19 protein-coding genes are annotated in these 21,353 nt (G+C 69.6%); 13 read left to right on the top strand and 6 right to left on the bottom strand.

Annotation, left to right across the window (positions count from 1 at the left end):
* Positions 1–54: 54 nt before the first annotated feature.
* The 4 genes from ON41_RS29700 to ON41_RS29685 all read left to right on the top strand — a co-directional run bounded on the left by ON41_RS29700 (position 55) and on the right by ON41_RS29685 (position 5,112).
* Positions 55–1,029, top strand: a complete 975-nt coding sequence (locus ON41_RS29700) for a helix-turn-helix transcriptional regulator (protein ID WP_040751342.1) — start codon at positions 55–57, stop codon at positions 1,027–1,029.
* A 245-nt stretch (positions 1,030–1,274) separates the two neighbouring features.
* Positions 1,275–1,661, top strand: coding sequence for a hypothetical protein (locus ON41_RS29695; RefSeq protein WP_040751341.1), 387 nt, complete (start codon positions 1,275–1,277; stop codon positions 1,659–1,661).
* 152 nt (positions 1,662–1,813) lie between these two features.
* On the top strand, positions 1,814–3,892 hold the full coding sequence (gene pta, locus ON41_RS29690) for a phosphate acetyltransferase (RefSeq protein ID WP_040751340.1): 2,079 nt from the start codon (positions 1,814–1,816) through the stop codon (positions 3,890–3,892).
* 23 nt (positions 3,893–3,915) lie between these two features.
* Entirely contained in the window at positions 3,916–5,112 is a 1,197-nt protein-coding gene (locus ON41_RS29685) for an acetate kinase (protein WP_040751338.1), read from the top strand.
* 2 nt (positions 5,113–5,114) lie between these two features.
* Here ON41_RS29685 and ON41_RS29680 read toward each other — a convergent pair whose 3' ends face one another.
* The 3 genes from ON41_RS29680 to ON41_RS29670 are packed head-to-tail and all read right to left on the bottom strand — an operon-like array spanning position 5,115 to position 9,858.
* A complete protein-coding gene (locus ON41_RS29680) occupies positions 5,115–7,553 on the bottom strand; it encodes a serine/threonine-protein kinase (RefSeq protein WP_083905727.1) in 2,439 nt (812 codons plus the stop codon).
* 5 nt (positions 7,554–7,558) lie between these two features.
* Positions 7,559–8,521, bottom strand: a complete 963-nt coding sequence (locus ON41_RS29675; RefSeq protein ID WP_040751336.1) for a glutamate ABC transporter substrate-binding protein — start codon at positions 8,519–8,521, stop codon at positions 7,559–7,561.
* Positions 8,518–9,858 carry a GlnX family signal transduction membrane protein gene (locus ON41_RS29670; RefSeq protein ID WP_040751400.1) on the bottom strand — a complete coding sequence of 447 codons (1,341 nt, stop codon included), beginning with the start codon at positions 9,856–9,858 and terminating at the stop codon, positions 8,518–8,520. Before ON41_RS29670 ends, ON41_RS29675 begins: the two co-directional genes overlap by 4 nt.
* A 134-nt stretch (positions 9,859–9,992) precedes the next feature.
* Here ON41_RS29670 and ON41_RS29665 point away from each other — a divergent pair, with 134 nt between their 5' ends.
* Positions 9,993–10,646 carry an NUDIX hydrolase gene (locus tag ON41_RS29665; protein ID WP_040751335.1) on the top strand — a complete coding sequence of 218 codons (654 nt, stop codon included), beginning with the start codon at positions 9,993–9,995 and terminating at the stop codon, positions 10,644–10,646.
* A 3-nt stretch (positions 10,647–10,649) separates the two neighbouring features.
* Positions 10,650–12,824: a molybdopterin-dependent oxidoreductase gene (locus tag ON41_RS29660; protein WP_040751333.1), complete on the top strand. Its 2,175-nt coding sequence runs from the start codon at positions 10,650–10,652 to the stop codon at positions 12,822–12,824.
* Between the two features lie 140 nt (positions 12,825–12,964).
* Here ON41_RS29660 and thiE read toward each other — a convergent pair whose 3' ends face one another.
* Positions 12,965–13,669 (bottom strand): thiamine phosphate synthase, encoded by a 705-nt coding sequence (thiE, locus tag ON41_RS29655; protein WP_040751331.1) that lies wholly within the window; start codon positions 13,667–13,669, stop codon positions 12,965–12,967.
* 101 nt (positions 13,670–13,770) lie between these two features.
* On the opposite strand from thiE, the gene thiO reads away from it, so the two are divergent.
* Genes thiO through ON41_RS29640 form a run of 3 tightly spaced genes read left to right on the top strand, consistent with a single transcriptional unit; the run spans position 13,771 to position 15,837 of the window.
* A complete protein-coding gene (gene thiO, locus ON41_RS29650; RefSeq protein WP_051162755.1) occupies positions 13,771–14,874 on the top strand; it encodes a glycine oxidase ThiO in 1,104 nt (367 codons plus the stop codon).
* The gene (gene thiS, locus ON41_RS29645; RefSeq protein WP_040751330.1) at positions 14,871–15,086 is read left to right on the top strand and encodes a sulfur carrier protein ThiS; all 216 of its coding nucleotides are present in this window, start codon (positions 14,871–14,873) and stop codon (positions 15,084–15,086) included. Before thiO ends, thiS begins: the two co-directional genes overlap by 4 nt.
* Entirely contained in the window at positions 15,079–15,837 is a 759-nt protein-coding gene (locus ON41_RS29640) for a thiazole synthase (RefSeq protein WP_040751328.1), read from the top strand. The genes thiS and ON41_RS29640 overlap by 8 nt, the downstream gene beginning before the upstream one ends.
* Before the next feature lie 346 nt (positions 15,838–16,183).
* Here ON41_RS29640 and ON41_RS29635 read toward each other — a convergent pair whose 3' ends face one another.
* Entirely contained in the window at positions 16,184–16,495 is a 312-nt protein-coding gene (locus ON41_RS29635; RefSeq protein WP_040751327.1) for a hypothetical protein, read from the bottom strand.
* A gap of 119 nt (positions 16,496–16,614) precedes the next feature.
* Here ON41_RS29635 and ON41_RS29630 point away from each other — a divergent pair, with 119 nt between their 5' ends.
* Positions 16,615–17,853: a helix-turn-helix domain-containing protein gene (locus ON41_RS29630; RefSeq protein ID WP_157185659.1), complete on the top strand. Its 1,239-nt coding sequence runs from the start codon at positions 16,615–16,617 to the stop codon at positions 17,851–17,853.
* Here the strand turns inward: ON41_RS29630 and cutA are convergent.
* The gene (cutA, locus tag ON41_RS40685) at positions 17,834–18,166 is read right to left on the bottom strand and encodes a divalent-cation tolerance protein CutA (RefSeq protein ID WP_083905726.1); all 333 of its coding nucleotides are present in this window, start codon (positions 18,164–18,166) and stop codon (positions 17,834–17,836) included. The two genes, ON41_RS29630 and cutA, sit on opposite strands and share 20 nt — an antisense overlap.
* 149 nt (positions 18,167–18,315) lie before the next feature.
* On the opposite strand from cutA, the gene ON41_RS29625 reads away from it, so the two are divergent.
* The 3 genes from ON41_RS29625 to ON41_RS29615 all read left to right on the top strand — a co-directional run bounded on the left by ON41_RS29625 (position 18,316) and on the right by ON41_RS29615 (position 21,351).
* Positions 18,316–19,251 carry an ABC transporter ATP-binding protein gene (locus ON41_RS29625; protein ID WP_040751396.1) on the top strand — a complete coding sequence of 312 codons (936 nt, stop codon included), beginning with the start codon at positions 18,316–18,318 and terminating at the stop codon, positions 19,249–19,251.
* On the top strand, positions 19,251–20,012 hold the full coding sequence (locus ON41_RS29620; protein WP_040751326.1) for an ABC transporter permease: 762 nt from the start codon (positions 19,251–19,253) through the stop codon (positions 20,010–20,012). Before ON41_RS29625 ends, ON41_RS29620 begins: the two co-directional genes overlap by 1 nt.
* A 574-nt stretch (positions 20,013–20,586) precedes the next feature.
* A complete protein-coding gene (locus tag ON41_RS29615; RefSeq protein ID WP_040751395.1) occupies positions 20,587–21,351 on the top strand; it encodes an adenylate/guanylate cyclase domain-containing protein in 765 nt (254 codons plus the stop codon).
* Positions 21,352–21,353 lie beyond the last annotated feature (2 nt).

Below are 21,353 nucleotides of genomic sequence, written 5' to 3'. Positions count from 1 at the left end.
AGCCTGCCAAGGAATCACGACATCTTGCGTCAGGTATTCCCGTAGAGTTTTCCTGTGCGCGCCGACCGCCTGGTTTCGCTGGTGCTGCTGTTGCGCCGGCACGGCCGGCTGTCCGCGGCCGCGCTCGCCCGCGAGCTGGAAGTGTCCGTTCGTACGGTGCTGCGCGATATCGAGGCGCTGTCCGCCGCGGGCGTCCCGGTCTACGCGGAGCGCGGCAGGCACGGTGGTTTCGCCCTGCTACCCGGTTTCCAGACCGAACTCACCGGACTGAACCACGACGAGGCGCTCGCGCTGCTGGTCGCCGGATCACATAGCGGCGCACAGGCTTTCGGTCTCGGCTCAGCCCTCACCTCGGCCATGCGCAAGGTGGTCGACGCGCTCCCCGAGAACAATCGGGCCACCGCCGGTGACGCGTCGCAGCGACTACTCGTGGAACCGGAGACCGACCTCCTCGCGCGCCGTGTCGTGGCCGAGGAGGTCCCCGACGCCGTGGTGGCCGAGGTCCGGCGCGCGGTGTTCGGCGGGCACAAGCTGCGCATCCACTACGCGGCCGTGGACCAGGCCCCGACATGGCGCACGGTGGACCCGATCGGCCTGGTCACCGTGCGCGGCCAGGGCTATCTGCTGGCCACGAGGTCGGGTGCGGACCGCACCTACCGGCTCTCCCGTGTGCTGGCGGCCGAGGAACTCCCCGAGCCCGCGCAGCGTCCGGAGCGGGCCGATCTCGATCGGATCTGGCAAGAACGCAGCACGCGGTTCCGCACCGGCGGTGACCAGGTGACGGTGCTCGTACGCATCGCCCCGGCGCGGCGAGAAGAACTGGTGACCACCGCGCTTGCCGTCCGCGCCGAAACGCCCGACGCGGACGGATGGCAGCGGCTGGAAGTCACCTTCCAAGACCCGAGACATGCCGAATGGGCGCTGTGGAAACTCGCTACGGACGCGGAAGCGCTTGCCCCGCAATGGTTACGCACGACCCTGCGCGACCGCGCCGCCGCGATCGCCGCCCGCTACCAAGGATCGTCCTGAGAGCTGGCCTGCGTTGCGGTACGAGCCGGGCTGTGGCGTGCCGGGACTCTCTCGCGACCGTGTGCCGGCCTTGATCAACGCCCGCCCGATATCGCCCGGCCCGGCGGTGAATGTGGTGTCAGTGACCGCGTCAGGACAGCGTCAGCATGCTGTCAGCCGACCCGGACAGAGTGTGTACATCGAACAAACCGGCCAGGACCGACACGGATCCGGGCCGGCGCCAACAGATTTCGAAGGAGCACACCATGTCCGTCACCCTCACCGCCCAGGATCAGGCCACCGTCCGCACCGCCGCCTATGGCGCGATCTCGCTGCTCGCCGCCGCGGGTCCCAAGCCTCACAAGGCCGCCACCGCGGGCTCCCTGGCGCTGATGTCGGCGACCGGCCCGATCGGGCACGTCCTCGCCGCGAAGTCCAAGGACATCACCCTGACCGGCAAAACCGTCGCCGACCTCGCCGACCAGGTCCTGCCCGCCCTCACCGCCGCGGTCACCCTGCTCGAGCAGCAGGACCCGGCCGAGGTCGACAACTTCCGCACCACCGTCCTGGTCGCGGTCGAGGCGGCGGCCCAGCCGGGCCCTGTCACCGTCGAGATGACCCGCAAGATCACCGCGGCCCTGCACGCCGCGTGACAGCCGAGCGCGACCGCTCGCCACGAAGTGTGGCGAGCGGTGTGCGCGGGCCTTGGTGATATGTCGCGACCGGTGGCCTGCGGAATGTGATTTCCGAAGATTTGCTACTTACCGGTCATGTCCGAGGGGCTTCCTTCACTAGGCTCTCGAACATGGCCGATACCGCTCCGTCCACCGTGTACATCGCCTCGCTCGAGGGCGACACCGGAAAATCGACGGTGGCGCTGGGGACGTTGCAGATGTTGTCCGCTACCTCGCCGCGGGTGGGGGTGTTCCGGCCGATCATGCGTTCGGCGACCGAACCGGACTACATTCTGGAGCTGCTGCTCGAGCACTGCACCGCCGATATCGACTACGAGCAGGCGTGCGGCGTCACCTACGAGCAGGTGCACGAGGATCCGGACGCGGCCATCGGCGAGATCGTGATGCGGTTCCACGATGTGGCCAAGCTGTGCGACGCGGTGGTCATCGTCGGCAGCGACTACACCGATGTCGCCAGCCCGAGCGAACTGCGCTACAACGCGCGGATCGCGGTGAACCTCGGCGCTCCGGTGCTGCTGGTGCTGCGCGGCTCGGGGCGCACTCCCGAGCAGATCGTGCAGGTCGCCGAGTTGTGCCAGGGCGAACTCACCGCCGAGCACGCGCAGCTGACGGCGATCATGGTCAACCGCTCCGATCCGGACCGGCTGGACGAGATCGCGAAGGCGGTCGAGGCCCTCGGCGCGCCGACCTGGTCGATGCCGGAGGTGCCGCTGCTCACCGCACCCACCATGACCGAACTGTGCGCGGCCATCGGCGGCACGATGTACTCCGGCGATCCGGAGCTGATGCAGCGGGAGGCGCTGACGGTGATGGTCGGCGGCATGACCGCCGAGCACATCCTCGAGCGGCTGACCGACGGTGTGGCCGTCATCGTGCCCGGCGACCGCTCCGACGCGCTGCTGGCGCTCGTGAACGCCCATGAGGCGGAAGGGTTTCCGTCGCTCGCGGGCATCATCATGAACGGCGATATGCTGCCCGATCCGGCGATCGCGCGGCTGATCGAGGGCCTGCGCCCGAAACTGCCGATCCTCACCACCTCCCTGGGCACCTTCGACACCACGAACGCCGCCGCGCGCACCCGTGGCCGGGTGTCGCTGTCGAGCATCCGCAAGGTCGACACCGCGCTGGCGCTGATGGAGCAGCGGGTCGACGGGCGCAAGCTCATGGAGCGCATCGCCGTTCCGGCCCCGTCGGTGGTGACCCCGCAGATGTTCGAATACCAGCTGGTGGAGCGGGCGCGGACGGACCGCCGCCGGATCGTGCTGCCGGAGGGCACCGACGACCGCATCCTGCGCGCGGCCGGCCGGGTGCTGCAACGCAAGATCGCCGACCTGACCATCCTCGGCGACGAGGCCGCGGTGCGGGGCCGCGCGGCCGAACTCGGCGTCGACATCGATGCGGCGGAGGTGTTGAATCCGCAGACCAGCGACCTGTGCGAGCGGTTCGCCGAGGAGTACGCGCAGCTGCGCGCCCACAAGGGCATGACCGTCGACCGGGCGCGCGAACTGGTCTCCGACATCTCGTATTTCGGCACGATGATGGTGCACGACGGCATCGCGGCCGGCATGGTGTCCGGCGCGGCGCACACGACCGCGCACACCATCCGGCCGTCGTTCGAGATCATCAAGACCGAGCCGGGGGTGTCCACCGTCTCCAGCGTGTTCCTCATGTGCCTGGCCGACCGGGTGCTCGCCTACGGCGACTGCGCGGTCGTGCCGGATCCGACCGCCGAGCAGCTGGCCGATATCGCGATCTCCTCCGCGCGCACCGCCGAGCAGTTCGGCATCGATCCGCGCGTCGCGATGCTGTCCTATTCGACCGGCGAATCCGGGACCGGCGCCGATGTCGACAAGGTGCGCACCGCCACCAAACTCGTGCACGAGCGCGCGCCGCAGCTGCTGGTGGAGGGGCCGATCCAGTACGACGCGGCGATCGAGCCGACGGTGGCCAGCGCCAAACTGCCGAATTCCGAGGTGGCCGGGCGCGCGACGGTGTTCATCTTCCCGGACCTCAATACCGGCAACAACACCTACAAGGCCGTGCAGCGCAGTGCGGGCGCGGTGGCGATCGGCCCGGTGTTGCAGGGGCTGCGCAAACCCGTGAACGACCTGTCCCGGGGCGCGCTGGTCGCCGATATCGTGAATACCGTCGCGATCACCGCCATCCAGGCGCAGTCGCGGCCGGAATGATCGTGGCAGACAGGAGGCGTGCGATGCAGGTCCTGGTGATCAACTCCGGGTCGTCGTCGATCAAATACCAGCTGCTGGAACCGGATTCGGGTGAGGTCGTGGCCTCGGGCCAGGTGTCGCGCATCGGCGAACCGGTCGCGGCGGACGCGCCCACCGTCGAACATCACAGTGACGGGCAGACCCTCGAACACCACGGCTCGGTTCCGGATCATGCCGCCGGTCTGCGCATCGTCTTCGACCTGTTCGCCCGGGGCGGGCGCGATCTGACCACCGCCGGGCTCACCGCGGTCGGGCACCGGGTCGTGCACGGCGGCGAGGTGTTCTACCGGCCCACTCTGATAGACGACGACGTACTGCGTTCGATCGACGAGCTGTCTTCGCTTGCGCCGCTGCACAATCCGGCCAATGTGACCGGGATCGAATCCGCGCGTGCGCTACTGCCCGACGTGCCGCAGGTCGCGGTGTTCGACACCGCGTTCTTCCACGGCCTGCCCGACGCCGCCAAGACCTACGCCATCGATGCGAAAGTGGCTGCGGCGCACGGCATTCGACGCTACGGGTTCCACGGCACCTCGCACGAGTACGTGTCCGAGCAGGCGGCGCGGCTGCTGGGTCGCGATCCGGCGGAACTGAACCAGATCGTCTTCCACCTCGGCAACGGCGCGTCGGCATCGGCGATCCGGGGCGGGCGCGCGGTGGATACGAGTATGGGGCTCACTCCGCTCGAGGGGCTGGTCATGGGCACTCGCTCCGGTGACATCGATCCGGGAATCCTGCTGCATCTCGCTCGCACCGCCGGGATGGGGATCGGCGAGATCGACGATCTGCTCAACCGTGATTCGGGGATCAAGGGACTGTCCGGCGTCAACGACTTCCGGGAACTGTTCCGCCTCATCGAGTCCGGGGACACGGCGGCCCGGCTGGCCTACGACGTCTACGTGCATCGGCTGCGCCGTTACCTCGGTGCCTACCTGGTCGAGCTGGGCCGGGTGGACGCGATCACGTTCACCGCCGGCGTCGGGGAGAACAGCCCGCCCGTGCGGGCCGACGCGCTGGCCGGGCTGGAGGGCTTCGGCATCGCCGTCGACACCGAGCGCAATACCGCGAAAGACCGTGCGGCGCGCTATATCTCGCCCGCCGGATCCGAGGTCGCCGTGCTGGTGGTGCCCACCGACGAGGAGCTGGCCATCGCGCGCGCGGCGGCGCGGCTGGTCGGCTGAGGTCAGAACCAGGTCTTGGCGCGGATCGCGTTCGCGAGATCGACCAGCGCGTAGCGGTGCGCCCGCCCGGGGGCCGAACGCGCGAGCCCGCGCAGGCCCGTCTCCGCGCCGTGGCGCAGCCCGCGCTCGGTGAACGGCTCGCCGAACAGGGTGGCGTCGGCTTGTTTCGGGGTGTGGCCGGACTGCAACCAGGCCAGTGCCGAACCGAGGACCAGGACCCGCATCTGATTGGCACGGTGCTCGCTCGGCGGCAGCGCCTGCACGCGGGCCGCGGTGATGTGCAGCGTGGCCTCGTTCAGATCCTCGACCGGAACCGCGGTGAGCAGCATCAGCACCGCGGTCATCCGCGCCTCGGTGTAGTGCCGGGAGGCCGCGGGGACGGCGTCCAACGCCCGGACCGCCTCGACGACGCGGTCGTCCGCGGCCAGCTGCCGCGCCAGGCCGAAGGCGGCGCTCACCACGCTGCGGTCGGTGCGCCAGACGGTGGCGTAGAACTTCTCGGCGTACTCGCGCCACTGCTCGGGATCCGGCGAATCCCAGTGTTGCAGAATGAGTTCCGCGGTCGCGGCGAGGGCCAGTTTGGGTGCGATCTCGCCGGGTAGCGCGCACAGCACCGCGTCGAAGCGGTCGAACGCGCTCTGGTAGTCCAGTTCCATCAGCGCGGCCAGGCCGAGATACCAGTCGACGCGCCAATCGCGGGGATCCATCCCGGACAGCAGCTCGCGGGCGGCCGGGACGTGCCGCAGATCGAGCTGGATGCGGGCCTCGATGAAGGTGCATTCCGTCTCGAAGGTCTCCGGCGCTCCGCCCGGTTCGGCGGCCGCGCGTTCGCGGGCGGTGCGCACCGCGTCCAGCGCGTGGCGGGGCTCCGGGTGCACGGTTCCGGCCAGCAGCGCGGCCGACGGGTCGGCCGGATCGATCAGCGGCACCGGGAGGGCGGCGGCGACCTCGCGGGCGCACAGGTTCTTGCTGCGTGCCACGCCGTCGGCGTAGGAGTCGGTCTGCGCGATCAGTTCCGCTGTGCCGAAACTGGTTCGTGGCGGGCTGAACAGGGTCGACAGCTGCGGGTGCGCGGTCCCGGTCTCGGCGGACAGGATTTCGCGCAGCACGCCCGCCAGCTGGGTGGTCATCACGCGTGCCGAGGGGAAGCGTTGCGCCGGATCGGGATCGGTGGCCCGCAGCAGCAGGCGATGGAAGAACTCGTGCTTGGCCAGCACGGGTTCGTCGGCGGGATCGGGTATCCCGTCGAGGTAGCGGCCCTGCTCCGTGGGCAGATTGAGGGTCAGCGCCGCTAGCGTGCGGCCCACCGTATAGATGTCCGAGGCCGCGGTCGGGCCCGTCTTGGCGATCTCCGGGGCCTGAAAACCCCTGGTGCCGTACAGGTTTCCGTACGATTCGAAACCGGCCACCGCGCCCAGATCGATCAGCTTGACCTGGTCCTCGGTGACCATGATGTTGTCCGGCTTGAGGTCGTTGTAGGCCAGCTCCAGCGAGTGCAGGTATTCCAGCGCCGGCAGGATCTCCAGGACATAGGCGATGGCCTCCGGGAGCGGCATGCGCTCGGGACGCGTGTAGGTGTCGAGCATGGTGCGCAGCGAGCGTCCGCCGACGTACTCCATCACGATGTAGCCCACGGGAACGTCCTCGGGGCTGTCGTATTCGACGAAGTTGTAGATCTTGACGATGCTGGGGTGCGCCAGCTCGGCCAGGTAGCGGCGCTCGGCGACGGCCACCGCCTGCGCCTCGGCGTCGCCGCTGTGCAGCAGGCCCTTCAGCACCACCCAGCGGTCGCTGACATTGCGGTCCACGGCCAGGAAGATCCAGCCCAGCCCGCCGTGCGCGATACAGCCCTGGATCTCGTACTGGCCGGCGATCCGATCCCCGGCCTCCAGATACGGGCGGAAATCGAAAGGCGCGCCGCATGTTTCGCATGTGCCGACGGTCGTCGACGGCTTGACCGGCGTCGCGCGGCCGACCGGTTTCCCGCACCGCCAGCAGAACCGCCGCCCCTCGGACACCACCGGATCGGTCAGCACCGCCGACCGCGGATCCATCGGCGGGACAGGGGATATCGGCACCAGCCCCGCCCCGAGCCGACGCACCGCGGGCCGCGTCCGAGTCGTCCGCCCACTACGCCCCGTGGGCTGACTCCACGTACTCGGTTCGCCCCGTGTGGGTTCGGGGCCCGCGACAGTCCCGGGTCCATCCACCGCAGCCGTCCGGGCCGGGCCTTCCGTGGCGCGGGCAGTTCCCTCGGGTTCCTCTGCGGTGCGGGCGGTTCCCTCGGGTTCTTCCGTGGTGCGGGTGGTTTCGGCAGGCACTGCTTGGGTCGGCGGTTGCTCGGTGCGCTGGGTTCCCTCCGGCTCCGGCTCCGGGGTAGGGCGTGGTGGCCCGGGGGCGGATTCGGTTGCGTTGGAGGGGGTTTCGTCAGGATCGGGCATTGCTGTCAATCCTGGTATTTCGGCTGGGGTGGGCCGGGGGAAGGGCCGAGGACGTTCAGCCAGTTGTGGTAGAGACGCTCCCAGGTGCCGTCGGTGCGGACGCGTTCCAGGGTGCGGTTCACGAAGCGCACCATGTCGTCGTTGCCCTTGGGGATGCCGATGCCGTAGGGCTCGTCGCTGAGATTGGCGCCGACCACCTCCGTGTACCACGGATCCTGGGACACCAGTCCGGCCAGCAGGGCGTCGTCGGTGCTGATCGCGTCGACCTGGCGCTGTTGCAGCACCACCAGGCAGTCGGCCCAGGCGGGCACGGTCATGATGGTGGCGGTCGGCTGCGCGCGGCGGATCAGATCCAGCGATGTCGTGCCGGTGACCACGCACACCCGCTTGCCGCCCAGGTCCGCGAGTCCGTTGATACCGGAGTTGCGCACGGCCAGAACCCGTTGGTGCGACATGAGATACGTGCTGGAGAACGTCACCTGCTGACGCCGGGCGCAGGTGATCGTCATGGTCTTCACCACCACGTCGACGGTGTGCTCCTGCAACGCCTTCTCGCGGTCGGCCGAGCCGAGGATGCGGTACTCCACCCGCTCCGGATCGCCGAACAGGTCGCGGGCGATCTCCTTGGCGATATCGACGTCGAATCCGGCCAGCGTGCCGCTGATCGGATCGCGGAAGCTGAACAGATTGCTGCCCGGGTCGAGACCGACCAGCAGCCGCCCGCGCGCACGAATGGCATCCACGGTCGGTCCGCCCGCGTCGCTGGGCCGCAGGCTGGCGGTCGGGTCGCAGCTCTGGTTGTCCGTCGCCGGAGGGGGTGACTGTGTTTGCAGCGGAACGGCTTTCGCGGGTAGCGGCGGTTCCGAGTAGCTGACGGTGTCGTCGTCGGTCGGCGGCGCCTGCCCGCCACACCCCGCCGCCACGAGGGCGATCGCCGTCAGCAGCGGCGCCAGGACCCGGGCCCTCATCGGTACTCCCGCAGCCGGGGCCACAGGCCCGCCACCACCGCGGCGGCGGCCACCACGGCCAGGAACAGCGCACCCGGCGACAACAGGTCCAGCGACCGCGCGGCGTCGGATATCTCGCCCCGCAACGTATTTCGCGTATCGGAGATGCCGTCGCCCAGCGCGTTGTCGAGCGCGTCCACGCTGGCGGTGGCGCCGTCGGCGTCGGGGCCGATCGCGACCGCGCTGGCGCCGAGGAAGTCACCGCGGCCCAGCGCGTCGTTCATGCGCTGATGGGCCTTGTTCCAGCGGTCCAGTGCCCCACGCGCGGTGGTGACGTCGCCGGAACCCGGTACTTCCCGGGGGTATTGGGTGAGGAGCATGGTGAGTTTCGAGATGGACAAGTCGAAGGTGTGGTCGTAGTCGCCGCTGGCGTCGCGGCGCACCAGTTTCAGCGTCTCCGCCGCGCGGGCCTGCTGGGTGAGGATACGGCTCTCGGTCAGCTCCGAGGTCGGGATCGCGCCGTCGTCGCGGCCCGTCGTCGTGGACACCGCCGAGAGCGATCCGGCGACCACGGTCCAGGCCAGCAGGATCACCAGCGTGCCCGAGGCCAGCAGCAGCCCGGGGTTGAACAGCCGCTGCCAGCGCCGCGCCAGGAACAGCTGCGCGGCGATCAGCGCGCCCAGGGTCAGGATCGGCAGCACGATCGCCGCCCACGGCGGTTGCACGTGATGGCGCTGGGTGGCGGTGATCGCGTCGGACCGGTGCTCCTGCAACTCGCGCGCCATCGGCAGCATGACCGTCTGCATCAGGTTGGACGCCTCGCTGAGGTAGGCGGCGCCGACGGGGTGGCCCTCGCGGTTGTTGGCGCGCGCGGTCTCGATCAGGCCCGTGTAGACGGGCAGTTCGGTCGCGATGCCGGTGCGGAACTGCGCGTCGGGATCGTCGCTGCGGGTGCCGCCGCTGTTGGACTGGGCCACCAGCTCGGCCGACGCCTGGCCGATGGCCTGGCTGTACTGATCGCGCACCGGCTCGGGTTCCAGGCCGCCGGAGATGAACGCGGTGCCCGCCGCCGCGTCCGCCACCGACAGCGACGCGTACAGGCGCTGCGCGGAGTTCGCGTCCGGCTCGGACTCGTCGAGCAGATGGTCGAGCGCGTGCTGGCGGCCGCTCACCTCCGACGAGGTGACCACGCCCGCGACCAGGCACATGATCAACAGCAGCAATCCGACGGCGATCAATTTCGCGGGGGAGGAGTTCGCGAAAGAGCGCAGTTCGGTGGTGTCGAGGCGGCGTCGCATCGCGGCCGCGGCGGCCCGCGGGGACAGCTCGTCCAGCCGGGGCTGCGTGCTGCGAGTCATGTCCACCTCCGATCGCCGTGCGGCCCGTGCCGTGTCGGACTGAGCTTATTGTGGTCGTACCGGCGCCGTCGCGGGTGTGTCGCCCCGCGGCGGTGGTAGGGCTGCCGTGCGGGCGAGGATGGGACGAGGCGAATATGCGTGGTGACGGAGACGGGTTCCTGGAGTCCCCGGACGGGACGCGGCAGTGGGGACGATACGGGGCCGCCGGTCTGTTGCTGCGCGCACCGAAAGCCGGCGGCGGCGCGATGGTCCTGTTGCAGCACCGGGCTCCGTGGAGTCACCAGGGCGGCACCTGGGCGCTGCCCGGCGGCGCCCGCGACAGTCACGAAACCACCGTGCACGCCGCGGTCCGGGAGGCGCAGGAGGAGACCGGAATCGTGCCGTCGGCGGTCCGGGTGCGCGGCGAGCGGCTGACGGCGACCGCGCCGAGCGGATGGACCTACACCACGGTCGTCGCCGACGCTCCCGAACTCCTGGAGACCACCGCGAATCGCGAGAGCGCCGAATTGGCCTGGGTGCCCGAGGAAGAGGTGGATGCCCGCCCGCTGCATCCGGGGTTCGCGGCGGCGTGGCCGTCGCTGCGCGCGGAATCGGCGCGCGTCGATCTGGAGGGCGTGGCCGACGCCGCGGAGGTGGCTGCGGTGTTGCCCCGCACCCTCGATCTGGCCGAGCACGGGTTCGTCTGGCTGCATTCGAACGGCCGGGGCGGGCGGTCGGCGCGGATCGGCGCCTCGGCGGATATGGCCGGAAATGTGTTGTTCCTCACGCTGGAGCAGGTGTTGTCTTGAGATATGACAGCACGCGAGGTGCCGACGTACTGCCGAATCTGTGAACCGCTCTGCGGGTTGATCGCGACGGTCGAGGACGGCCGGCTGGTGCAACTGCGCCCGGATCGCGACCATCCGCTGTCGCGGGGGTTCGCCTGTCCCAAGGGCATTGCCTTCACCGAGGTGCAGAACGATCCCGACCGGGTGCTGCACCCGCTGCGGCGTACCGCCGACGGCTCCTTCGAGCGGGTGTCGTGGGAGACGGCGTTCGAGGAGATCGGGGCGCGGCTGCGGGGGATCATCGAGGCGCACGGGCGCGAGAGTCTGGGCTGGTATTTCGGTAATCCGTCGTCGTTCTCGTACTCGCATACGCTCTGGATCGTCGGGTTTCAGCTGGCGGCCGGGCTGCGGCATGTCTATTCGGCGGGCTCGCAGGACGTCAACAATCGGTTCGTGGCCAGCCATCTGCTGTACGGATCGCTCACCACTGTCCCCGTGCCGGATCTGGATCGTACCGACTTTCTGCTCATGCTCGGGGCCAATCCCATTGTCTCGCACGGCAGCGTGGTCAGCGCGCCGCGGATTCGCGACAAGCTGTCGGGTATCACCAAGCGCGGCGGGCGGGTGGTCGTGGTCGATCCGCGGCGCACCGAGACCGCGCGGCTGTTCGAGCACGTCGGGGTGCGGGCGGATACCGATGCCTGGCTGCTGGCGGCGCTGTTGCAGGTGATCTTCGCGGAGCGGCTCGAGGATGCGGCCGCGCTGCGCGACCAGGCGTCGGGCGTGGCCGAACTGCGCGCCGCGGTGGCCGGTTTCACGCCCGAGTCGACCGCGCCGGTGACCGGTATCGATCCGGAGGTCGTGCGCGCGCTGGCCCGCGATCTGGCCGCCGCGCCGCGGGCCGCGATCTACGGCCGCACCGGCACCTGCCTGGGGCGGCACGGGACGCTGGTGGCCTTCCTCATCGATGCGCTGGCGGCGGTGACCGGCAATCTCGACCGTCCGGGCGGCAGTGTTTTCGGCAAGGAGCTGGTCGCCGTTTCGGAACTCAACGCGCGGCTGGGGCTCGTCGGTTACGGGCAGCGGCGGTCGCGCGTGGGTGATTTCCCGGAGGTGTTGCGGACGTTCCCGGCCGCGATCATGGCCAAGGAGATCACCACGCCCGGTCCGGGCCGGTTGCGGGCGCTGTTCACCTCGGCCGGGAATCCGGTGCAGTCGGTGCCGGGCAGTGACGAGCTCGCGGCGGCGCTCGGGCAGCTCGATCTGTTCGTGTCGATCGACCTGTATCTCAACGACAGCAATCGCACGGCCGACTACGTGCTGCCCGCCACCACGTTCCTGGAGCGTGACGACGCGCCGCTGCCGTTCACCGCGCTCGCGCCGATTCCGTACACGCAGTACACCGAGCCGGTGCTGGCGCCGTACGGGGAGGCGCGGCAGGAGTGGGAGATCATCGACGAGCTGGCGCGGCAGATCGGCGTGCAGCCCTTCGCTTTCGGCGCTCTGTCGCGGATGCTGGGGGCGGTGCGGCGGCGGGCGCCGGGTGGTCGCGCCGCGCGGATGTCGCCTCGGGTGCTGCTCGATCTGGCGCTGCGGACCGGGCCCTACGGTGACCGATTCGGCTTGCGGCGCAACGGGATCAGTCTGCGCATGCTGCGCCGTCATCCGCACGGGCTGGTGCTGGCCGATCGCATCGAGACCGGTGTGCTGCGAAAGGTGGTGCGGCACAAGGATCGCCGCGTCAGCCTCGCGCCCGACGAGATCACCGCGGAACTGCGCGACCTGACCGCCCCGGCGGCCGATCCGGCCTATCCGCTGCGCGTGATCGGCATGCGCGAGCTGAAATCGCACAACTCCTGGATGCACAACGCGGACTCCCTGATCGCCCGCCGCGAGCACGCCGCCCGCATCCACCCCAAGGACGCGGCCGACGCGGGCATCGCCGACGGCGACCGCTGCCGCGTCACCTCCGCCCACGGCTCGATCGAACTGACCGCCCGCCTCACCGACGACATGACCGAGGGCACCGTCGCCATCCCGCACGGCTGGGGCCACTCCGGCGGCTGGCGCCGCGCCACCGAGGCCGGCGGAGCCAACGTCAACCTCCTCATGTCCTCCGACATCGCCGACGTGGAGCGGTTGGCGGGGATGGCACACCTCAACGGAGTGCCTATTCGCCTGGATCCGGTGCCCGCCTGACCCCGCCCCGCTGCTGGCTCAACCTCCCTGCATGCGCTGCCACTCTCATTTCCCGGCATGCTTTTGGCCGGGATCCCTTGCTGGTACAGGTGTTTCCGGCCAAAAGCATGCCGGAAACAAGGAGGGCTATGGGCCTTTGTTCAGGCTCGAGCGTTTTCGAGTAGGCGGGCTTTCAACGCCTGGGCGGCGGCCTTGGGATCCTCGGCGGCGGTGATGGCGCGGACCACGACCACGCGGGTCGCACCGGCGGCGAGGACTTCGGGGAGGCGGTGGTCGTCGATGCCGCCGATGGCGAACCAGGGGCGGGTGGGGTGTGCGTCGGCGGTGGAGCGGACCAGGTCCAGGCCGGCGGCGGGACGGCCGGGTTTGGTGGGGGTGGTCCACACCGGGCCGGTGCAGAAGTAATCGATGTGCTCGTCGGTGATCGCCAGGCCCGCCTGGTCGCGGTCGTGGGTGGAGCGGCCGATCACCACATCCGGGCCGACGATCTTGCGGGCGTACCAGGGCGGGAGATCGTCCTGGCCCAGATGCAGGACGTCGGCCCCGGAGGCGTGCGCGATATCGGCGCGGTCGTTCACGGCGACCAGGGCGCCGTGGCGGCGGGCCGCGGCCTTCAACTCGGCCAGCGCGCCCAGTTCCCCGCGCGCCTCCAACGGGCCGAACCGGGCCTCCCCGGCCGAGTCCTTGTCGCGCAGTTGGATGATGTCGACCCCGCCCGCCAGCGCCGCCTCGGCGAAGTCGGCGAGGTCGCCTTTGTCACGCCGCGCGTCGGTGCACAGGTAGAGCAGGGCCGTGGCCAGGCGTTCCCGGGGAGTCGCGGGCCGGGTGGGGTGGGACGGTTGCACGTCACCGACCGTAGTCGCGGTACCTTGGGTAGTCGAAACATCTGGACATCCCTGCTGCGAAGGCGGCCGCGCGGGGAGCCCGTTCGATGAAGGTGGAAGGTATGCGAACTCTGGCCGTCGTGGGTGGGGGTGTGATCGGTCTGTCGGTGGCGTGGCGCGCCGCCGAATCGGGGTGGTCGGTCACGATCTTCGATCCCGCCGTCGGAACCGGTGCGTCCTGGGTTGCCGGCGGCATGCTCGCCCCGCTGTCCGAGGGCTGGCCGGGTGAGGACGAGGCCCTGGAATTCGGTGCGGCGGCGCTGTCCCGCTGGCCGGAATTCGGCGCCCGGCTCGGGGAGGTGTCCGGCGCATCGGTCTTCGTCGCCGAGGAAACCCTCACCGTGGCCTCGGATGCCGCCGACGCCGCCGACCTCCGGACCATCGCCGATTTCGTGACCGGTCACGGCCATTCGATGCGACTGCTCGACCGCGCGGGCGTGCGTGCCGCGGAACCCGCTCTCGCCCGCACCGTGCGCGCGGGCCTGCTCGCACCCGAGCCCGCTGTGGACAACCGCCTGCTGGTGGAGGCCCTGCTCCGGGGTTGTGAACAAGCTGGTGTTCAGATGAACGCGGCGGCCGTGACGGCTGTGGATGAACTCGACCACGACCAGATCGTGCTGGCCACCGGCGCCGCCGCCGCGCGGCAGTGGCCCTCGCTCCCGGTGCGCCCGGTGAAGGGCGAGATTCTGCGCCTGCGTCACCGCCCGGGCGCGCCCCCGCCGCCGCGCCGGGTGATCCGCGCGCGGGTGCACGGCCGCCCGCTGTACCTGGTGCCGCGGGGTGACGGAATAGTCGTCGGCGCGACCCAGTACGAGGCGGGCTTCGACACCGCGGTGACGGTCGCGGGAGTCCGCGACCTGATCGCCGACGCCGAGGCCGTCCTCCCCGCCCTCGGCGAATACGAACTACAAGAGGCGAGCGCCGGCTCCCGCCCGGGTACCCCCGACAACCTGCCCCTCATCGGCCGCCTCACCGACCGCCTGATCGTCGCCGCGGGCCACGGTCGCAACGGCATCCTGGGCGTCCCGCTCACAGTCGACGCGGTCTCCGCCCTGCTCGCCGGGGACGTCCTGGCGGAGGCGAAAGCGGCCGACCCGCAACGGTTTTCGCAGATAGCCGAGGGCACGGGCGACGGTGCACCCACATCTTCAGGAGGTAGACGATGACCGCAACGATTCCCGTCGGGGTGACCGTGAACGGGGAGGACCACGAGTTCGCCGAGGAGATCACCGTGCGCGAGTTGCTCGATCGGCTCGGCCTGCCCTGCAAGGGAGTCGCGCTCGCAGTCGACGGGGCGGTGTTTCCGAAGTCCCGCTGGGACGAGCCGGTCGGCCGCGGCTGGGAGATCGAGGTGCTGACGGCGGTGCAGGGTGGTTAGCGCGCCGCTGCGGATCGCCGACCGCACCTTCGACTCCCGCCTCATCATGGGGACCGGCGGTGCCGAAAACCTCGCGGTACTCGAGGAAGCGCTGCTCGCCTCGGGCACCGAGCTGACTACGGTCGCCATGCGCCGCGTCGACTCCGCGGGCGGCACCGGCGTCCTCGACCTGCTGAAACGCCTCGACATCGCCCCCCTGCCCAATACCGCGGGCTGCCGCACCGCCTCCGAGGCCGTCCTCACCGCCCGCCTGGCCCGCGAGGCCCTGGGCACCGACTGGGTCAAGCTGGAGGTCATCGCCGACGACCGCACCCTGCTCCCCGACGCCATCGAATTGGTCGCCGCCGCAGAACAATTGGTAGACGACGGCTTCACCGTCCTGCCCTACACCACCGACGACCCCGCCCTGGCCCGCCGCCTCGAGGACACCGGCTGCGCCGCGGTAATGCCCCTCGGCTCCCCGATCGGCACGGGCCTGGGCATCAGCAACCCCCACAACATCGAAATGATCGTCGCCGCAGCAGGCGTCCCGGTAATCCTCGACGCCGGCATAGGCACAGCCAGCGACGCCGCCCTGGCCATGGAACTAGGCTGCTCAGCCGTCCTCCTCGCCACCGCCGTAACCCGAGCCCGCCACCCGGCCCTCATGGCCTCCGCCATGGCAAACGCCGTCACCGCCGGCCACCTCGCCCGCGAGGCCGGCCGCATCCCCAAGCGCTTCTGGGCCCAGGCATCCTCCCCGGACCTGTGAGGTGATTCAAGAGATGACGGTCCACCCGGCTCCTCGTCAGCATTCGAGAATTAGAAGGAACGCCCAGAGTCCGGCCTGATGCGCCGAGCTTCCACGAGGGTCTGATACGCCGAATTCTTGCGCGGGCAGTCCTCGCAGCGGCAGGCCCGGTGCTGTTGCATGACCAGGTGTGCATGGCGAACGGTGAATGGCCGTGGTGGTGGGGCGTGCGTCCATACGACACGGTCATGGGTTTGGGTGGGTGTTTCGCAGTCGTCGCCGTCCAGGTCGGCGCGTACAAGCAGCCCGACCGCGCCGCATACGATCACGACAAGCGCGACGACTGCCGCCCAGCCCGTCGCGTTACTCATATCCGCTCCGCTTGGCGAGGATAGGCGCTTCCGCGGTCGAAACTCATTCTCGGCGCTGCGGTTTCGACATCTGTGAGGCACATCAGCGCGGACAACTGCATCACGTCGAAATGATCGGTCGACGGCGCGATCACGGCGTCGACATCTGCGGCGCGCACTTGGTCGAGCAATGGCAGCATGGATGGCGCAGGCCAATACAAGTGATAACCGAGCCGTCGGGCAAGCGCGCGAACTCTGGCGTTGTCCAGCTCCGAACACGGGCTGACGAACGGATCTACCCACGCGAACGCTGTCGGATGTGTCCTCATTGCCTACCTCCCCAATAGCCGTTCCTGGTTGGCGCTGCCGGTTTTCAGCGTTCCGGCTGTACGTCCTCGGAAACAGCGCAGAATTGTGGGCAAACAACGGCTATCGACCGGCAGGGGCTGTGGGGACGAACGATCGGTTCAGGTCGCGGCGGCTCGCGCAGGGGTGGACACAAGCCGAGCTGGCGGAGCAGGTGTGCCTGCATATCGAACGGGCGACAGGACGTCGCCCGGCGGTCGACGCGCAGGCGATCAGCCGCATCGAATGTGGTGAGATCTCGTGGCCACGGGGTGTCACGCGGCAGGCTCTCATGGCACTGTTGGATGTCCGATCACCTGATGATCTGGGTCTGTATCCGAAACGGACCCACCGTGATGCTGAAAGGGACGAAGCCACGAAACGCAGAGACTTCCTAGCCCTGGCCGGTATCGGCGTCGGCGTACTGCCGCAACCGCCACAACGGTTGGGCGCGACCGACGTAGCGGAGATGCGTCGCAAGTTCGCTCGGCTCGTAGGCGTCGACAGCTATCTCGGGGGCGGCGATACCTTTCGTATGTACTTCGCCGAACTGGCGCACACGGAGCAGGTACTGAGCCGTTCGAGTTGTGCTCTCGTGGTACGGCGAGAGCTGACGGAACTCGCGGCGGAGCAGGCACAGCAAACTGGCTGGGCCGCATTCGATTCCGGATTCAGGGGCAAGGCCGTGGACCTGTTCGAGTACAGCCGCCGCGCGGCCGAGGAAGCCGAGAATCGGGAGCTGGTGGCGAACGCGTTCGTGCACATCGCCTACACCAGCGGGACGCGGGAGTCTGTGCGGGCCGCCGATTCCGCTTGCGCCGCAGTCGGTGACGGCGCATCACCGAAGGCCAGGGCGTTGTTGGAATCGCGGCGGGCATGGTCGCTCGCCGCCTCGGGTGACTGCGACGGCGCTGCCCGCTCCCTGGACGCGGCGAGGGATGCGCTGGAGGAGAAGGCGGGAACGGACGCACCTTGGTGCGCATGGGTCGATCACGCGGAACTCGACATCATGACCGGCCGCGTCTGGGCTGTGCTGCATCGGCCCGACAGGGCGATCAAGCCTCTGGAGAGCGCACTGGCGGCGTACCCGGATCACTGGGCGCGAGATAAGGCCTTGTATCTGACGTGGCTGGCGGATGCCTATCTCGAGGCCGGAGACGAAGGAGCCGCCGTATCGGCCACAGAGCGTGCGCTCACGTTGGCGGGCCGTGTTGCTTCCGCTCGGCCGTCGATTCGCATCCGAGAGGTTGCAGAGCGTTGTGCGACGGCAGGCGTACCCGGCGCGGCGGAACTGGCCATGCGGGCGGCGTCGGCGCAGGTTCCTATCCCTGCTCGGTTGTAGTGCGCTCGACCCATTCCGCATAGGTGTCCAGGCACCACTCGATCGAGGTCGCGGTTACTTCCGGGCTGTCCCACGGGTGTAGTTCCGAAATCCGTGCTGCGAGTCGATCCTTCGCTGTTGCGGACGTCCGGAGAGAGACGCGCCATTCGCGGCCTTCACCGAGTTCGCCGAGATGCCAGAAGACCGAGGTTGCGGGGCCGGTGATTTCGGCTCCTGCCGCAAGCTTCTCCGCGACAGCGGCTCGCGCGATGGTACGCGCGTCGTCTTCGCTCGGTGTAGTTGTGGTTACCGTCCATACCCGCCCTGTCGCCATGGGGCCACCCTAGGTCAGGTGGGGTGGGTGAACCTTTGGTGACGAGGGCTCGTAGGCCCTGGTAGGGGTGGGGATCATCCTCGAGAACTACTCGACTCGCGACTTGTGAGCGATGGTTCTGGTGGCGAATGTCCGGGAGACTGGGTGTCATGATCGAAGTGACTGGCCTTACCAAGCGGTTCGGCGCGACCGTCGCTGTCGACGATCTGACGTTTTCGGTCAAGCCCGGTCAGGTGACCGGGTTCCTCGGACCCAACGGCGCCGGTAAGTCGACGACGATGCGCATGATCCTGGGATTGGACAAGCCCACCTCGGGCACCGCCGTCATCCAGGGCAAGCCCTACCGCGAACTGGACAATCCGCTGAGTGTCGTCGGTGCGCTGCTCGACGCCAAATGGGTGCACCCCAACCGCTCGGCGCGCTCGCATCTGCGCTGGATGGCGGCGTCCAACGGCATCCCGCAGGCGCGTGTCGAGGAGGTGCTGCGCCTGGTCGGCCTGAGCGAGGTCGCCAACAAGAACGCGGGCGGGTTCTCGCTGGGCATGTCGCAGCGGCTGGGCCTCGCGGGCGCGCTGCTCGGCGATCCACCGGTGCTGCTGTTCGACGAGCCGGTCAACGGCCTGGACCCGGAGGGCATCCTGTGGATCCGCCGGTTCATGCAGCGGCTGGCCGCCGAGGGCCGCACCGTGCTGGTCTCCAGCCACCTGCTCTCGGAGATGGCGCAGACCGCCGACCACCTGGTGGTCATCGGGCGCGGCAAGCTCATCGCCGACACCGGGACCAAGGAGTTCATCGAGCGGGCCTCGGAGTCGACCGTGCGCGTGCGCAGCCCGCAGCTGGACCAGCTGCGCAGCCTGCTCACCTCGAGCGGTATGACGGTCCGCGAGGACGAGGAGCCCGCCGCCTTGGTCGTCGTCGGGGAGACCAGCGACGCCGTCGGCAAGCTCGCCGGCGCCAACGGCATCACGCTCTACGAGCTGGCGCCGGTCCGGGCCTCGCTGGAGGAGGCCTTCATGCGCATGACCGGCGGCGCGGTGCAGTACCACGGCGAAGGTATCGAACAGGTCATGGGAGGTGCGCTCTGATGGGCGTGTTGACAGCGGAACGAATCAAGCTGACCTCCACCCGGTCGCCCTGGTGGTGCTCGGCGTCGGTGGTGCTGATCGGCCTCGGCCTCGCGGCCGTCTTCGGCTTGGTGGCGAAGGCCTCCTACAACAAGGAGAACAGCCTCGACCTCACCGTCTCGCAGGCGGTGTCCGGTCTCACCGGCCTCGGCGTCATGATCCTGATGATCATGTCGGCCCTGACCGTCACCAGCGAATACCGGTTCGGGATCATCCGGACCACCTTCCAGGCCACCCCGAACCGGACGAAGGTCATCGTCACCAAGGCGGGCCTGGTGGCCGTCTTCGGCGCGGTGCTGACCGCCGTGCTGGCGCTGCTGGCATTCGGGATCGCCAAGCTCATCAGCGGATCGGACGCCGGGGCGCATCTGACCCTGTCCTCCTCCGAGGATTGGCGCGGGCTGATCGGCGTGCCGGTCTACGCCTTCCTGGGCGCGATCCTGGCCGTCGCCGTGGGCGTGCTGGTACGCCAGTCCGCTGCCGCGATCGCGCTGATCGTGCTGTGGCCCATGCTGGTCGAGCCGCTGGCGGGCGCCTTCGGCAGCTTCGGGCGCAATGTGCAGCCGTTCCTGCCGTTCGCCAATATGCAGCACTTCCTCGGTGGCTCCGAGGGATCGGGGAACTGGCACTGGGGGCCCTGGGGCGGCCTGGTCTACTTCACCGTCTTCGTCGCCGTCGTGCTCGCGGCCGCCCTGTACACGGCGGAGAAACGCGACGCCTGATACCTGCCCGAACCCCCGGGAGCGTGCCCTCGCCACCCGGGGCCGGGAGGGCGGTCCTGTCGGGGGACCGCTGCGCCCGAGTCACGCGGGCCACTGCCCGGCACGCGTGACACCGCACCGGTCCGATGCGAACTCTTCGCATCGGGCCGGTGTCCTTATGGAAAACCTTCGTTAAGCCGATCACCGCGAACTATCCGGCCGCAGGGCCGGTGCGTAGCATCGGCAGGAGCAACCAACACGTTATCCATCGGCGGACCCACTGACGTGCCCGCTCCGTCCGATAGAGAGGTGGCAGGTGGCGATATTAGGTAATCCGCCCGCCGACCGGCTGAGCTACGCTCGGGGCGTGACCGAAACACCCTCCGGCGAAGGCGAACACGCGTCTCGCGCGGCAAACGCCGACGGCACGCGTCGCCGACCGGAGAAGGACGGGTCGCGGACCGCCGCGACAGACGGCGGCAGGCGTCGCGCCGAGCCCGGCCCGGACGTCGTGATCCCGCTCACTCCCGCGGATTCCGACGAATCGCGCGGCCGTTCCGGCGGCCGGCTGCGGTCGGGTCAGATCTCCTCGATCATGGCCGCCGCCAACCAGCGCGCCGACGTGATCGGCGTGATCCGGCGGGCCCGCGAGAATCTGCCCGGTGACCCGGCTTTCGGTGACCCCCTGTCGGTTTCGGGTCCGGGCGGTCCCCGCGCCGTGGCCCGGGCGGCCGACAAGCTCGTCGGCGACAGCCCCAGCGCGGCCAAGGAGATCGGCCTCGGCGCGCTGCAGGTGTGGCAGGCCATGCTGGAGCGGGTGGGCCGCGGCAAGGGCAGCCACGAGATGACGGTGATGTTCACCGACCTGGTGGCCTTCTCGAGCTGGTCGCTCACGGCCGGGGACGAGGCGACGCTGGAGCTGTTGCGGCGGGTCGCCAAGGCCATCGAGCCCCCGATCTCCGATCGTGGCGGCCGGGTGGTCAAGCGCATGGGCGACGGCGTGATGGCGGTGTTCTCGTCGCCGGACCGCGCGGTACAGGCCGCGATCGCCGCCAAGGAGAATCTCGCCCGCGTCGAGGTCTCGGGCTACCGGCCGCAGATGCGGATCGGCCTGCACACCGGCAGCCCGCGCGAGATCGGCGGCGACTGGCTGGGCCTCGACGTGACGATCGCGGCGCGGGTGATGGAGGCCGGCGGCAACGGCAACACCATGCTCTCGGCGTCGACATTGCAGGCCTTGGAGCCGGAGACGCTCGCGGCGCTGGGGTACGCCCCCAAGCCCTACCGGCGGAGCTTCTTCGCGGCCCCGCTCAGCGGCGTCCCCGAGGACCTGCGGATCTACCGCCTCTACGAGGACTGACG

Origin of the sequence: Nocardia transvalensis NBRC 15921, assembly GCF_000308875.1 — a bacterium.
GTDB lineage: Bacteria > Actinomycetota > Actinomycetes > Mycobacteriales > Mycobacteriaceae > Nocardia > Nocardia transvalensis.
The sequence above is the reverse complement of the archived record's forward strand: the minus strand, read 5'-3'. Positions and strand labels throughout refer to the sequence as shown.

Excerpts from the sequence above, each read along its gene's own strand:
- ON41_RS29695 (WP_040751341.1), top strand. The coding sequence starts at position 1,275 with ATGTCCGTCACCCTCACCGCCCAGGATCAGGCCACCGTCCGCACCGCC.
- pta (WP_040751340.1), top strand. The coding sequence starts at position 1,814 with ATGGCCGATACCGCTCCGTCCACCGTGTACATCGCCTCGCTCGAGGGC.
- ON41_RS29685 (WP_040751338.1), top strand. The coding sequence starts at position 3,916 with ATGCAGGTCCTGGTGATCAACTCCGGGTCGTCGTCGATCAAATACCAG.
- ON41_RS29680 (WP_083905727.1), bottom strand. The coding sequence starts at position 7,553 with ATGCCCGATCCTGACGAAACCCCCTCCAACGCAACCGAATCCGCCCCC.
- ON41_RS29675 (WP_040751336.1), bottom strand. The coding sequence starts at position 8,521 with ATGAGGGCCCGGGTCCTGGCGCCGCTGCTGACGGCGATCGCCCTCGTG.
- ON41_RS29670 (WP_040751400.1), bottom strand. The coding sequence starts at position 9,858 with ATGACTCGCAGCACGCAGCCCCGGCTGGACGAGCTGTCCCCGCGGGCC.
- ON41_RS29665 (WP_040751335.1), top strand. The coding sequence starts at position 9,993 with ATGCGTGGTGACGGAGACGGGTTCCTGGAGTCCCCGGACGGGACGCGG.
- ON41_RS29660 (WP_040751333.1), top strand. The coding sequence starts at position 10,650 with ATGACAGCACGCGAGGTGCCGACGTACTGCCGAATCTGTGAACCGCTC.
- thiO (WP_051162755.1), top strand. The coding sequence starts at position 13,771 with ATGCGAACTCTGGCCGTCGTGGGTGGGGGTGTGATCGGTCTGTCGGTG.
- thiS (WP_040751330.1), top strand. The coding sequence starts at position 14,871 with ATGACCGCAACGATTCCCGTCGGGGTGACCGTGAACGGGGAGGACCAC.
- ON41_RS29635 (WP_040751327.1), bottom strand. The coding sequence starts at position 16,495 with ATGAGGACACATCCGACAGCGTTCGCGTGGGTAGATCCGTTCGTCAGC.
- cutA (WP_083905726.1), bottom strand. The coding sequence starts at position 18,166 with ATGGCGACAGGGCGGGTATGGACGGTAACCACAACTACACCGAGCGAA.
- ON41_RS29625 (WP_040751396.1), top strand. The coding sequence starts at position 18,316 with ATGATCGAAGTGACTGGCCTTACCAAGCGGTTCGGCGCGACCGTCGCT.
- ON41_RS29620 (WP_040751326.1), top strand. The coding sequence starts at position 19,251 with ATGGGCGTGTTGACAGCGGAACGAATCAAGCTGACCTCCACCCGGTCG.
- ON41_RS29615 (WP_040751395.1), top strand. The coding sequence starts at position 20,587 with ATGGCCGCCGCCAACCAGCGCGCCGACGTGATCGGCGTGATCCGGCGG.